Raw genomic sequence first — 13,678 nt, 5'->3', positions numbered from 1 at the left:
ACGATCACCCTCCGAGGATACCGAGGCTCGTTGCGGCAGCAGTCATGAATGTAGAAACAAGCGCAGCAGGAATTTGCTCTGTAAACGATCTGAGCATTCGTATCGCTAGATTTGCCTTACCCTGATCCACGCAATCTTGAGCAAAGTCAAGAACTTGGTGCTGCTCAGAGAGTAGTTGATCGTCCAGCTCTACCTGATTGAGTCGCTGCCTAAAATCAGAAACCGTCTGCCGAAGCAATTCAATTTCATCACCCCCTGATCCGGCGGTATATGTCATGGTGTTATTGCGACCAAGCTGCACGGCGCCGTTTTGGTTTCCATTAATTGTGGAGCTATAACTGTCTCCGTAGTTTGTGTTGCTAACGAAAGAGGAGGAAGTAGCCCTGCTATGGTCGGCCGGATCTTTCCCAGAACCCAGCGCTGATTTTCCCTGAATCGTTATTTCGGGGTTCATCAGCGTTCCATCAGCTCTCCGAACTGTACCCCTTAGAAGTCCTTCGTTTTCGAGGAACTCGACAATCTCGTTGAACTCAGACTCGTCAATCTGTTGGCCGGTTGCAGGGACTTGTGTGGGGAGGCTTTGATGAAGGCTACTTAGCGACCCCTCGTCCCGGAGAGTCGATAGGATCCAGACAAGAGGTGCTGCGCTGAGATATTTTTGTGACAACGATGAAGCTTGCAGACGGGAATCATCTTTAAGTACAAGAGACGAGTCTTGACTCATGGAGTCCTCAGCCCAAATCAAATCTCCATCAATGAGTTCTGTACGCACTGATGCCAGATGGCTTCTGTCGCAAATATCCTCAGGCACACCCTGAGAAGTGTCGCTATTCGATGAGACAAGCCAATGTATGACTTTCAATGCCGCCATGCTGTATTCCAAGATAAACCCCCTGTTTGCGTGTAGAACCAAGATAGGTTGCGTTGCAGACAAATAGAAAAGGATGACCACTTTGGGTTCTTTTAGACCCACATATGCGAGGTTATTCTGATATTGACGGATTATGGTTCTCCGAAGGGACGCAATGCATTACAGGCTTTCTCATCAGGCGCCGGGTCCCGAAGAGGATGGGACTACAACTAGTCTCGATCGAATCGTCAACAACAATGAAGTCTTTCCAGCCGACGTGTTTAAACGACCTCAAAACTACGGTTTACAGAATGAGGACACACTAAAAACTGCCCGTGAGACCCAAGGTAACCCGGATGCAATGGTTCGTATTTGGCGGGCTGTCCCTGAAGGAGTAACCACGATTAACCCAGGGGACTGGGTAGCGCTGTCTAAAGAATATGCAACAGCTGAGTCCTACGCAGAAGGCGGACATGTCATCTACGCTGCGGCGCGTGCGGGGGATCTCTGGTCAGAAGGCCTACTCGAAGAATGGGGATACCAAGGAACAATCCCGCTCGAGGCATCCTCAGAAAGCCAAGGCCGGCACAAAGTTCTAGAAAGCTTCCCCACGGCAACGTCAGAACGATCGCCGGTCAGCGGGAACCAATCTGCAATAACTAGGACAAACACAGTCCAGGCCAAGACACCGGAACTTGGCTACTAAGTCTGCATCTTAAGAAGCCCGGAAACCTACACCTTCCCGAAGCGTCCGTCAGTGCTTGCTACGGGCACGGTAAGCACTGACTTCGGTGCGTTTGGTGGTCTTTAGTTTTGAGGTTCATCTTGTTGTCGAAGTTTTTCGTAGACAGGACCGATAAGCGCTTTGAGGAGGGCGCTCATTTTTGTTTTGTCGCCGAGTGCTTGCAGGCTCAGGTTGTAGTGGCTGTCCATGGCGTTGGAGACGGCGTCCGTGAGGGCCCTGGCTAGATCTGGGCTACTTCCGAAGTGGTTGCGAGAGTTGTTACGTGCTTGTTTCTGTAGTGTCTCGTTTTTGACGAGTTCCCTGCGAACTCCTTCGACGAAGTGGGCGACAGCGTCCATGTCTTCGCCTTCGAAAGGCAGGTTGGCCTGCCGGATGATTTCTTCCCACGTTGCCATCTCAGGATCTTTGGTCTGTCCCGTACCGACGTGTGTTGATGGATTCATTGGGGCGTCTTCCCCGGTGAGCGTGAGTTGCGCTTTGCCTTTGTCTTTGAGGGCGTATTTCGCGAGCACGACGTCTGAAAGGTCTAGTGCGATTCTGGCGTCGTTGACCCGGAGTACGGGCAGGAGGTGCTTGTAGTAGATGGAGCGTTTTTCGAGGTCGGTGTCGGCGAAGTCGAAGATTTGGGACAGGAAGTCGTAGGCGCGCACGAAGGATCCGAGGTCTTTGCGGAAGAGGTCCAGTTCGTCTTGGGTGGTTTTGTCTTCGGCTGCGACGGCAGCGTTGTATCGGGTGTTGAAGCGTGATTTAGCCGGTGACACCCAACTGGAGAGGGCATTGTTGCCTTCTTCAAGTACGTAGGCTTTGACGAGTCCGTCTACTTCGGATTCAAGATAGATCTGGGCTGCGTCGAGTTTGGCTTGGAGGTCGTGGACTACGTTAGGGTCCGAAACACTCTCCAAGGTGGCGTCACGGAAGTAAGGCTGGAAGGCAGCTAGGATCTCTTGTGGGTCGTTCACGAAGTCCAGGACGAAGGTTTTGTCTTTGCCGACGGCTTTGCGGTTGAGGCGGGACAGGGTTTGCACGGCGGAAACGCCGGAGAGTTTCTTGTCCACGTACATGGCCACGAGCAAGGGCTGATCGAAGCCGGTCTGGTACTTATTGGCCACCAGCATGATTTTGTATTCGTCGGTGGAAAAGGCTTCTGGCAGGGTGCGGCCTTTGAGGCCGGGGTTCATGTTGATCTCGGTGAACGGTTCGGGACCGGAGTCCGCGTCGTTAACTTCACCGGAGAACGCGACCATGGTGGCGAGGTCGGTGTAGCCGGCTTCTTGGATGTATTTATCGATGGCGAGTTTGTATCGTACGGCTTCTTTGCGGGATCCGGTGACGACCATGGCTTTAGCTTTGCCGTTCAGGCGCCAGGCGATGTTTTCGCGGAAGTGTTCCACGATGACGTGGACTTTCTGGCTGATGTTGTGCGGGTGCAGTTTCACCCAACCCATGAGCGCTTTCAGAGCCGTGGACTTTTCAACCTGCGTATCGTCTGAGTCGTAGTCCTGGCCGTTATGGGTGAGCTGGAAGGCGACCTTGTAGCTGGTGTAGTTTTGCAGCACGTCGAGGATGAAGTTTTCCTCGATGGCTTGCTGCATGGAGTACAGGTGGAATGGTTGCGGCAACCCGTCAGGGCCCTTCCGGCCAAACAACTCTAGTGTTTTGGCTTTGGGTGTGGCGGTGAACGCGAAGTAGCTAATGTTCTTCGCGTCAGCCCGTTCGGTCATCTCTGCTGCGAGGTAGGCTTCGACATCGAACTCGCCACCGTCATTGACGTCCGCGATTTCTTCGGCGGAGAGGACTTTCTTGAGCTGGTTCGCAGTCGATCCGGTCTGTGATGAGTGCGCTTCGTCCGCGATGATCGCGAAGTTCCGGCCCTTCAACGCATGGGACTCGGCAATAGCCTTCAACGCGAAAGGGAAGGTCTGGATCGTCACGATGATGATCGGGGTCCGCGCCGCTAGTGCGGTGGTCAGTTCCGCGGATTTGGATCCGGCGTTGCCTCGGATAGGGACAACGACACCGGACTTGTGCTCGATCTGATAGATCGCATCCTGCAGCTGGGCATCCAACACGGTCCGGTCTGTCACCACGATCACGGAATCAAAAATCTTCTCATTCTCGGCATCGTGGAGGGAGGAGAGTTGGTGTGCGGTCCAGGCAATGGAATTAGTTTTACCGGAGCCAGCGGAGTGCTGAATCAGGTACCGGTGACCGGGCCCCTCAACGCGGGCAGTCTGAATGAGTTGGTTGACCACGTCCCACTGGTGATACCGCGGAAACAGGAGCGACTTGCGCACTTCGCGCTCCCCAGTCACAGGGTTGGTTTTGTCGCTGACCTGTAAGTGCAGGAATTTGCCGATGATGTTTAACCAAGAATCTGGCTGTAATACCCGCTCCCAGAGATAACTGGTAGCCGAGCCGTGGGGGTTTACCGGGTTGCCGGCATGGCCGTCATTACCGAGATTGAAGGGCAGGAAGGAGGTGTCTTTGCCCTTGAGTTCGGTGGTCATTTTGATTTCGTCGTTACTGACTGCGAAATGCACCAACGCGCGACGCCCGAAAGACAGCAGCGGCTCGTCCTTGTTCCTACTATTACGGGGGTTCCGGTCATGACGATACTGCTCGAGGGCGTCGTTAATGTTCTGGGTGAAATCAGTCTTCAGCTCGATCGTTGCTACCGGCAGACCGTTTACGAACAGGACCAGGTCGATGCTCTTCTTGGTATCGACCGTGGAATAGTGCACCTGACGGAGCACCCGCAACCGCACCTTGTTATATCGCTCAAGCGTCTCCGGGTTGAGCCCCGTGGCGGGTTTGAACTGGCACATCTCAAACTTCGCGCCCACATCCTTAAACCCCGTGCGCAACACTGACAGCATGCCGGATTCCTTGGTTGCCGGCTTATCCAACACCTTGCACAACCGATCAAGCAGACGCCCTTTAGCGAGCTCAAGCTCAACCGGTGAATCCGTGGGCTTGAGAACCTTAGCCAGCTCCTCCGGCTGTGTGTCAGCTAGCCACGCGAAGATGTCCTCTGGCACCAGTGCACGACTCGCATCGTACAGATCGCTGGCCTTGCGCTCCGGCTCGTAAATCCAACCCTGCGCTGCCAAGGCCTGGCAGATCTCGTCCTCGAAGATCACTTCATTGTGCTGTGCCATACGGTTCCTCCCCTAGAAACTGTCGAAAAAGTCCTGATCCAACTTTTTCACGACCACCGTGCGGTCGACCTGTACACCGACGCCATACTCAAACATGAGCGACGCTAACCGCTGCCCATCAATGAGAATCAACGTGTAGTGCGCAGTATCGCGGGCGACAGCTCGGGCACCCGACGTAAACGTCGAGGTAGTGATGAAAATACCCTTCGTGGCACGAAACTGACCCAACGCACCACTGAACGCTTGAACCTCCGGTGAACCAACATTGTTGCCCTCCGCATAGCGTTTAGCCTGCAGATAAACCCGATCAAACCCGAGCGCGTCTTGCCAAACAATTCCGTCGATTCCCTTGTCGCCGGAGCGCTGTGTTGGCTTCAGGTTGTCTTCACGATCTGTACCGTAGCCGAGGGCCTTCACCACGAATGGTACGAGTCGCTCGAAGGCGATGTCTGAGAGCTCATGCAGATTGCGGTAAATCTCGTCGATGACGACCCGGTTGAGTTGATCCGCGGACTGCTCAAGAGCCTCAGAAGGATCCGCGTCAGCAACAGCACCAGGGAGAGCAGCAGCCGGGACTACGCCAGGCAAAGCCGGCTTTTTGGGTGCCTTCGATGAGTTCTGGTATTCACGATAAGACTCGTACTCCAACAACGTCTGATACGTAATCTCCGAAGTCGAAGAAACTCGGCGAAGACCCTCATCACTGATCTTGTACTGCCCACGCGCCTCACGAACAAGCAGACCAGCCTTCATGGAATCGAAAACAGCCCAATTAATCCGGTTAGCCCAACGCGCCTCACCAGAAGACATAATCTCAGCCATATCCTCATCCGTCAGCTGTGTACGCTCAGCAACAACCGCCCTGATCTCCGCATTCCGACGAACAAGACCATCAGACATCACCCGCAGAACCGGATCAACAAACCCATGCCACTGAGGCAAAGCCATACCTAGGCAACTCCTTCTCGAACGTCAATCTTGCCGGTCACGGCTGCTGATATGAGAGCGGAGCGGCGTTCCCGTAGTAGCTGAATTGCCGAGGATGCCGCGACTGTCAGTCTGTCAAGAGTGCGGGTCTGACGCTCTACGTAATCAGCAATTTTTTGTTGCTCGTCAAAGCTTGGAAACGGTACGGGTAAGCCGCCGATGGCATCAGCTGATATGCCGGGCTGTGCGGCTGTCATAGAGTATTGACCTAGGTTCATCCATTTGAGTACGTGGAACAGCCAATGCACGGAAATTTGGATTCGCGGCGTAGGCACGATCGCATGTTCCGACGCCCAAAATTGGCCACGGGCCAAATTAACGTTCCCACAGAGCGCTCCCTGTCTGCCAATCAGGGCGTACTCGCCCTCGTGCGTATAGGCGCTGGTGTAGCCGCGGAGACCGTTACCACCGTACACAGGGTAGTCTCCTATCGACTCAATGTCCTCTGCTGTTATTGACTCGCCGCTCCTCATTGCAACGATGTGTTTCAGCCGTTTGGTCTCCCAAATCGACGGAATGTCGCCAAGCCACGGGATGCCGGAGGGTTTGGTGGGGGCGTTGGGGTCGAGGCCTTTGGTGACTGCGTGGGTGATGATGGCTTGGCGCTTCTCGGCCAGGAGCTCAATGAGCCGCTCCTGCTTACCGATCAACTCGTCAATCTGGGCGGTCTCGCGGTCGAGAAAAGCGGCAATCTTCTGCTGAGTGTCCAATGGTGGCATGGGAACCGGTAAGTTTTTGATTGAGTCCCAACCAATCGCTCGCCGATGCTCGAGGATTCCATTGCCAAACGATTGGGCTAACCGTTGGAACTGTGGTATTTCAAATATGCGTCTCACAAAGTTCTGATCACCAACGTCAGATTTGGTCCGCAAAACGAGGTAGACGGGACTGCAAATTCCTTCGTATCGGGAGATACCGTAGGAGCCGATTCCATAGTTCATGCTGTTAATCACTAGATCACCGATTTTTACGATCTTACATTTACTAAGATCTTCGGGTTTCTTGTTTCCAACATCACCCTTGTCTGCATAAAGAATGACCCCGATATTGGCCATCAAGGAAAGATAGTTTTCGTTCTTCCCTCCGAAATTGCGAATATTGATGTCTTCCACTAGCGCACGAACCGTGGTCACGCTCCAGCTGGTGGGGAGAGGCCCCAGCCATTCAGTATTTGGTGAAGCAATAATGGTCATTTCTCGACCTCGGATAGCAGTTCCGTGATTTCGGAAATGAGCTTGTTGAGGTCTGCGTCGATTTCCTCTAGTGCTCTGGGTGCGACGTATGTGTAGAAGTGTCGGGTGAAGGGGATTTCGTAGCCGGTTTTGGTTTTGGTTTCGTCAATCCAGGCGTCGGGGACGTGGGGGAGGACTTCGCGGGCGAAGTACTCTTGGATGTTTTCGCCGAGCGGCACGTTTTCGGTGTCGCGCAGGTCAGTGTCGGGCTCGGGTGTTCCTTTTGGCCCTTTGCAGGTGTCGGCGGTTTCGTCTCGTTCAGATAGGCCTGCGAGGACTGCTTTCATAACTGGTACGCCGAGCTTCAAGCCGGCACCGGTGAGGGCTGGTTTGAGTACTTTTGAGAAGGCGTCTCGGTTTTTCCAGAGTTTTGTGGCGTGGTCACCGAGCTTAGTGAGCGTCTTCTCGAGCAGCTGCTTATCGTGGTCGGAGAGTTTCTCGACGGGTTTCTGGGCGAGGACGGCCTTGATGCGTTCTGGGGTGCAGGCGAAGTTGAGTTTGAGTGGACGCTCGACTGTGATGGTGGAGTAGCCGAAGTCTTGGTTGTTGAAGATCTTCGAGGTCTCGCCGTTGTCTTCGAAGGCACCGTACAGCTGGACGATGTTTGCAATGTCGTTGGGGCCGAGTTCTTTGCGTTTGGAGCCGAGGCTTTTCCGCATTTTCTGGAAGAAGTCCACCCCGTTGATGAGCTGGATCTTGCCGACACGGTCGGGGTGTTTTTGCTTCTTGCTGTTGGAGAGGATCCAAATGTAGGTGGCGATCCCGGTGTTGTAGAACATGTCCGTGGGTAGCGCGATGATCGCTTCGACGAAGTCGTTCTCGATCAGGTATTTGCGGATCTCGGATTCACCAGAGCCGGCGCTACCGGTGAACAGTGGTGAGCCGTTGAGGACGATGCCGATGCGGGAGCCGCCCTCGTGCGCGGGACGCATCTTACGGATCAAATGCAGCAGGAATAGCAGGGAACCATCGCTAACGCGGGGCAGTCCGGGGCCGAAGCGGCCCTCGAAACCGTGGAGCTCGTGTTCCTTTTGGATTTGCGGCTGGATTTTCTTCCACTCCACACCGAAGGGCGGGTTGGAGAGCATGAAGTCGAACTGCTGGCCGATGTTCTGATCATTAGCGAGTGTATCGCCGACAGAGATCTTGGAGATGTCCTGGCCCTTGATCAGTAAGTCCGACTTACAGATGGCGTAGGACTCGTCATTGATCTCCTGACCATATGCGACGAGAGATGCGCTGGGGTTCAGAGCGTGCAGGTGTTCCTGAGCGACAGTGAGCATGCCGCCCGTTCCGGCAGTCGGGTCGTAGATAGACCGGACGATGCCCTCTTTGGTGAGTACATCGTCGTCGTAATTCAGCAGCAGCTGCACCATGAGCTGGATGACTTCGCGCGGGGTGAAGTGCTCACCGGCGGTCTCGTTGGAGGCTTCAGCGAAGCGGCGGATCAACTCCTCGAACATCAGACCCATCTCAATGTTGCTAATGGTGTTCGGGTGCAGATCTATTCCGGCGAAGTCTTTAGTGACGTGGTAGAGCAGGTCCGAGTTATCCAGCTTCTCGAGCGTCTTATAGAAATCGAAGCGTTCGAAGATGTCACGGGTGTTCTCTGAGAACCCTTGAACATAGTTGAGGATGTTCGCCTTGATATTCGTGGGGTCATCCAGAAGCTTGGCGAAGTTGAACAGTGAGGTGTTGAAGAAGTTGTGCCCTGATGCCTTCTGGAGGAAAGCATCAAGAGGGATGTTCAGGTTTTTCTTGGCTTCTGCTTCTTTGAGAACGGCATCTTTTGTTTCTGCGAGCACGCAGTCGAGACGGCGGAGGATGGTGAATGGGAGGATCACTGATCCGTATTGTGCTGGTTTGAAGGTGCCTCGCAGAATATTCGCAATGCTCCACACCAGGTTCGCGTTGTTATTCGCGGCCACTCATTCCTACTTCCCTCGCCACAAGCAACAAGGGAGAGCCGGAAATCCGGTTGCCGCGGGCGGCATCCCCGTTGCCGTGCAGCTCTTATTGATCACACACGTACGTATCTTGAATTGTATGGTTCTATCCAACAGATAGAACCTTTGTTGTTTTCACGAGTCGTCTACACAATTTTCACTACTCGCCTGCGCAACCTTGGAAACCCGCGCCCGACTGCGCAGGCGACTTCTGAAATTCATAAGTTGCTATGTAGCTTCGCAGTGATTCTCAGGGGGGCGTGGTAGTTCATTCCAATCTGTCATCGCATGACGATGCCCCCGCGGGTGTTGCGGGGGCATCGTCATGCATTGGTGTTGCCGTCCCGGTGGACCGGGATCAGGCTAGAGCTCCATGGGGTCGTCGTGGAAGCGGCGCAGGGGCGTACCTGCGGTCTCGTGGATGAAGACGGAGGCGACCACGAGGGCGATGACGGCCACGATCGTCACGTAGATGGCCGGAGCCAGCGAGTTGCCGGTGGTCATTACCAGCCAGGTTGCCAGGTAAGGGGCGGTGCCGCCGAAGATCGCGTAGGTGATGTTGTAGCTCAGGCCGGAGGCGGTGTAGCGCACGTCCGTTGAGAACATTTCGGAGATAAGTACCGAGGTCACGACGTTGGCGGAGACTGCGCCGAGGGCTATCAGCAGCTGGCTGGCAATGGCGCTGCCCAGGGTGCCAAGCTCGGCCATCATGTACGCGGGGATGGTGAGCACCGTGAGTAGCACGGCGGACATCTGCATCATCCGGCGTCGGCCGATCCGGTCGGAAAGCCTGCCCATGACTGGGGCGAGTCCCGTGGCGAATAGCAGTGCGACCAAGCTGGAGAGCAGCGCTTGGCCAGAGTCGAGTCCGACGACCCGGGTGAGGAACGTGGACATGTAGGTGGAGAAGATGTAGAAGGACAGGGCTGTGAGCATGACGAAGCCGCCGAGCTTGAGCATTTGAGACCACTGGCTCTTAATGACATCGCCAAGGCTCAGTTTCGGGCGGTTCGCCGAGTCGTTAACCATGGCCTCAAACTCAGGTGATTCATGCAGCTTGGAACGGATGTAGAACGCAACTAAGCCCATGGGGACGGATAGTAGGAACAGTATGCGCCACCCCCACTCGCTCATGGCTTCTGCTGGGAGGGTGAGGCTGAACAGGGCTCCGAGGCCGGCGGCCAAAGCGAAGGAAGCGAACGTTGCCATGGACATCGCGCTGGAGTAGCGGTTGCGCTGGTGATCCGGGCTGTGCTCAACGGTATATATGGTGGCACCGGCATACTCGCCGCCGGCAGACAGGCCCTGGACACACCGGGCGATGGCCAACAGCACTGCGGCCCAGACTCCGATGGACTCTTGGCTCGGGATGAGGCCGATCGCCGCAGTCGAGCCGGACATGAGAAGGACAGTGAGGATCAGGATCTTCTTGCGGCCGAGCCGGTCACCCAGTCTGCCGAAGATGATCCCACCTAGCGGACGCATGGCGAAGGCGACAGCGAAGATGGCGAAGGTCTCCAACAGCCCGGTCACCGGGTCATTAGAGGCAAAGAAAGTAGCCGCAATGTGGGTGGCCATGAAGCCATAGATCGCGAAGTCGAACCACTCAACAACAGTGCCAGCGAAAGACGCTCCCACCACCTTCCTGAGATGCTCGGGACTTACCTTATGGAGATCTGGCACCTGATCGTGGTCAATCGGTGGGCTAATGGACGTGGATGGGTGGTCCGCGGTGGAGGGCATGGGTTCCTCGTTTCAGTCGGTACGGAGCGTGGGCGACACAAGAGCCCTAGGCAAAAAGGTGACTGGACTCACAAAATTGTTGCTTCTTTAGCAATATAGACGCTAACTAAGCAACAAACAAGACCCTCCACTCCATGCCCACTCAGTGCATTGCTGTCCGACGGGCAGTACTAAGTGGGCGCAGTTGACTGCATCTGCTCGTGGACGTTGATGCCAGTATGGCCGCGCACTGCGCCATCGGCGGACTGCTCCAGTGGGGCACTCACCGACACTTGTCCTATCGAGCGGCGTGCCGAATCAACATGCGAAATCTGGGGTCTAGCGCTGGACTGAGACATGGGTTACAGTAGTTACCAGTGCAACATTGTTGCTCTGTCAGCAACCTATCAATGGATGAGAGTGGGGAGAACAAAATGACTGACGAGACAGGGAAGTTCAACGACATCGAAGCCCGCCTTGCAGCAGTGCTGGAAGAAGCGTTCGAAGCCGGAACGAGCATTTACAACGAGCGCGGTTTTAAGCGCCGGATCGGCTATGGCAACCGCCCGGCCGTTATCCATATTGACCTTGCGAACGCGTGGACCCGTCCGGGACACCCGTTCAGCTGCCCGGGTATGGAGACGATCATCCCGAATGTGCAGCGGATTAACGAGGCTGCTCGCGCCAAGGGCGTGCCGGTTTTCTACACCACCAACGTGTACCGCAACCGCGACGCCTCTTCCGGCACCAATGACATGGGCCTGTGGTACTCGAAGATCCCCACGGAGACTCTTCCAGCGGATTCCTACTGGGCGGAGATCGATGATCGCATCGCTCCAGCGGAAGGCGAGGTGGTGATCGAGAAGAACCGCGCTTCGGCATTCCCGGGCACGAACCTCGAGCTTTTCTTGACCTCGAACCGCATCGATACACTGATTGTCACCGGTGCGACCGCAGCCGGTTGCGTGCGCCATACCGTTGAGGACGCGATCGCTAAGGGCTTCCGCCCGATCATCCCACGCGAGACCATTGGCGACCGAGTCCCAGGCGTTGTGCAGTGGAACCTCTACGACATTGACAACAAGTTCGGTGATGTGGAGTCCACGGACTCAGTGGTGGAGTACCTGAACGCGCTTCCAATGTTCGAGGACACTGTCCCGAAGACCCTCTCAGATCCTCAGCCTGAGGTGGAAGCCCCAGCAGACCCAGTCTTCGCCGAACAGCACTAACATCGTCCTACGCCGTTACGACAGCCGGTACCCACTTCTCGGGTGCCGGCTGTCGTCGGATTAGGTGACCGTAAAATGATGCTGACTTGTGTGACGTCGTACGATGGCTATTCCATCGCAGCGTTTCGTCTGAACACGCAAAGCTTCGTAGCCCAACCGACTTCATGTATGACGAGCACTGATTTTTACTCTTCGTTGATTCGGTTTCTACGCCTTGATCAGCCCATTTGAGAGGACATTCCATGAGTGAGAAACCTCGCCCCAAGGGGGAACAGCCGCAGGGCGCCGCTGCGGCATTATTCAATGGGCTACGCGCCTTGGAAGCCTTCAGTATCGAAACCCCTGTCTTGGGAGTTACAGAGATCGCAAACAAAATCAACCTCCACAAGAGCACCGTCTCCCGGATCCTCACCGGTCTAACAGAAGCCGGCTACGTTCAACGCGACTTCGAGACCGGACGCTATCGCTTAGGACTTGGCGTGATTGCACTCTCCGGTCCTTTGCTTGCCGACCTAGATGTCCGCCGAGCGGCCCTGCCATACCTAGAAGAACTCTCCGAGCAAACACAAGAAACCTCCGCCATCTCGGTATGGAACGGATCCTCCGCCATAGTCGTCGAGCAAGTACCCAGCACGCACCAAGTCAAACATTCAGCACCCATCGGAACCAGATACTCGAAACTCGACAGTTCCTCCGTGCGCGTTTTCCTATCCGAACTCCCCGAAGACAAGATCTCCGAATTGCTGGAGAACGGTGTCATCACTCAAAGCGACCACGCATTTTTTTCCGGTGAGCCCTTAAAACATCTGGGAGAGGTCCGAGAAGCAGGTGTAGCCATTAACGACGGCTACACCACAGACGAAGAATTCGGCGTTTCCGCTCCAGTTCGAGATTTCCGTGGAACAATCGTAGGCTGCATCACCGTGAGCGCACCACGATCACGCGTCCATAAACAGAAAGCTGCAGAAACCTTAGTGACGTCCGTGATCAATGCCGCGGCTCGCGTTTCAGCACGGCTCGGGACACCCAGCACCTGAGCGCCAAAGCCGACCCAGTCCTTAAGAACGAAGGCAAGATCCGGCAGACGCAGTTCCCCGAGTGGGAAGAGAGGATCTTCAGAACCTTCATGTACGAGGATTGGATGAGCTTCTTTTGAGCTCGCGATAAATCGTTGTCCTCGAGACACTGAACAACTCAGCCAGCTCACTCTGTGTGTGCTCACCCTGGGAGGCGATGGATAGGAGATGTTTCCGCTGCGTCGCTGAGAGCTTGGGCTGTTTACCTTTGAGTTTTCCCTTGGCTTTGGCGATGGCCATGCCTTCTTTAGTGCGAGCTCGGATGAGATCAGCTTCGAATTCGGCGACCATTCCGAGGACGTTGAAGAGTAATCGGCCGACTGGGTCGTTCGGATCGTAAACGCTGCCACCGAGACTGAGAGCTACCCCCTTCTTACTGAGTTCGTCCGCGATGTCTCTGGCATCGGGCAGTGAGCGTGCCAGTCGGTCGAGTTTGGTGACGACGAGGGTGTCGCCGGAGCGGACGGCGGCGAGGGCTTTGCCCAACCCTGGCCGTTCCCGATTCGTTCCTGTCAGACCATGGTCTACATATAAGTTTTCCGGCACTACGCCCAACTGCGTGAGGGCTGCTTGTTGTGTTGCTAGGTCTTGTTCAGCGGTAGAGACCCGCGCGTACCCGATAAGAAGTCCGGTCATGCACTCATTGTTGCAGTTATGGCACCTTCATCGCGCACATTATCGTGCGAGTCTTACGTGCATACGTGATGACCGATAAGACGTGAACGAAAATTCT

Annotated in this window: 9 protein-coding genes; 2 read left to right on the top strand and 7 right to left on the bottom strand. The window is 55.3% G+C overall.

Annotated elements, in window-relative coordinates; genetic code table 11:
- Positions 1–4: 4 nt before the first annotated feature.
- The 6 genes from BKA12_RS12105 to BKA12_RS12080 form a co-directional block, all read right to left on the bottom strand.
- On the bottom strand, positions 5–883 hold the full coding sequence (locus BKA12_RS12105; protein WP_183645158.1) for a hypothetical protein: 879 nt from the start codon (positions 881–883) through the stop codon (positions 5–7).
- Between the two features lie 774 nt (positions 884–1,657).
- Positions 1,658–4,753 carry a type I restriction endonuclease subunit R gene (locus tag BKA12_RS12100; protein ID WP_183645155.1) on the bottom strand — a complete coding sequence of 1,032 codons (3,096 nt, stop codon included), beginning with the start codon at positions 4,751–4,753 and terminating at the stop codon, positions 1,658–1,660.
- Between the two features lie 12 nt (positions 4,754–4,765).
- Positions 4,766–5,701, bottom strand: a complete 936-nt coding sequence (locus tag BKA12_RS12095; RefSeq protein WP_183645153.1) for a restriction endonuclease — start codon at positions 5,699–5,701, stop codon at positions 4,766–4,768.
- A gap of 2 nt (positions 5,702–5,703) precedes the next feature.
- Complete coding sequence (locus BKA12_RS12090; protein WP_183645151.1) at positions 5,704–6,933, bottom strand: restriction endonuclease subunit S; 1,230 nt, start codon at positions 6,931–6,933, stop codon at positions 5,704–5,706.
- A complete protein-coding gene (locus BKA12_RS12085) occupies positions 6,930–8,900 on the bottom strand; it encodes an N-6 DNA methylase (protein ID WP_183645149.1) in 1,971 nt (656 codons plus the stop codon). Before BKA12_RS12085 ends, BKA12_RS12090 begins: the two co-directional genes overlap by 4 nt.
- A gap of 381 nt (positions 8,901–9,281) precedes the next feature.
- Entirely contained in the window at positions 9,282–10,661 is a 1,380-nt protein-coding gene (locus tag BKA12_RS12080) for an MFS transporter (protein WP_183645147.1), read from the bottom strand.
- Positions 10,662–11,074: 413 nt separating this feature from the next.
- On the opposite strand from BKA12_RS12080, the gene BKA12_RS12075 reads away from it, so the two are divergent.
- The gene (locus BKA12_RS12075; RefSeq protein ID WP_183645145.1) at positions 11,075–11,869 is read left to right on the top strand and encodes an N-carbamoylsarcosine amidohydrolase; all 795 of its coding nucleotides are present in this window, start codon (positions 11,075–11,077) and stop codon (positions 11,867–11,869) included.
- A 242-nt stretch (positions 11,870–12,111) separates the two neighbouring features.
- Entirely contained in the window at positions 12,112–12,906 is a 795-nt protein-coding gene (locus BKA12_RS12070; protein WP_183645143.1) for an IclR family transcriptional regulator, read from the top strand.
- 87 nt (positions 12,907–12,993) lie between these two features.
- Here the strand turns inward: BKA12_RS12070 and BKA12_RS12065 are convergent, their stop codons facing one another.
- Entirely contained in the window at positions 12,994–13,581 is a 588-nt protein-coding gene (locus BKA12_RS12065) for a recombinase family protein (protein WP_183645141.1), read from the bottom strand.
- Between the last annotated feature and the right edge of the window lie 97 nt (positions 13,582–13,678).

Origin of the sequence: Neomicrococcus lactis (assembly GCF_014200305.1) — a bacterium.
GTDB classification, from domain to species: Bacteria; Actinomycetota; Actinomycetes; order Actinomycetales; family Micrococcaceae; genus Neomicrococcus; species Neomicrococcus lactis.
Note: the sequence above shows the minus strand (reverse complement) of the source record. Positions and strands in the feature narration are given on the sequence as shown.

Excerpts from the sequence above, each read along its gene's own strand:
- BKA12_RS12095 (WP_183645153.1), bottom strand. The coding sequence starts at position 5,701 with ATGGCTTTGCCTCAGTGGCATGGGTTTGTTGATCCGGTTCTGCGGGTG.
- BKA12_RS12075 (WP_183645145.1), top strand. The coding sequence starts at position 11,075 with ATGACTGACGAGACAGGGAAGTTCAACGACATCGAAGCCCGCCTTGCA.
- BKA12_RS12070 (WP_183645143.1), top strand. The coding sequence starts at position 12,112 with ATGAGTGAGAAACCTCGCCCCAAGGGGGAACAGCCGCAGGGCGCCGCT.
- BKA12_RS12065 (WP_183645141.1), bottom strand. The coding sequence starts at position 13,581 with ATGACCGGACTTCTTATCGGGTACGCGCGGGTCTCTACCGCTGAACAA.
- BKA12_RS12080 (WP_183645147.1), bottom strand. The coding sequence starts at position 10,661 with ATGCCCTCCACCGCGGACCACCCATCCACGTCCATTAGCCCACCGATT.
- BKA12_RS12100 (WP_183645155.1), bottom strand. The coding sequence starts at position 4,753 with ATGGCACAGCACAATGAAGTGATCTTCGAGGACGAGATCTGCCAGGCC.
- BKA12_RS12090 (WP_183645151.1), bottom strand. The coding sequence starts at position 6,933 with ATGACCATTATTGCTTCACCAAATACTGAATGGCTGGGGCCTCTCCCC.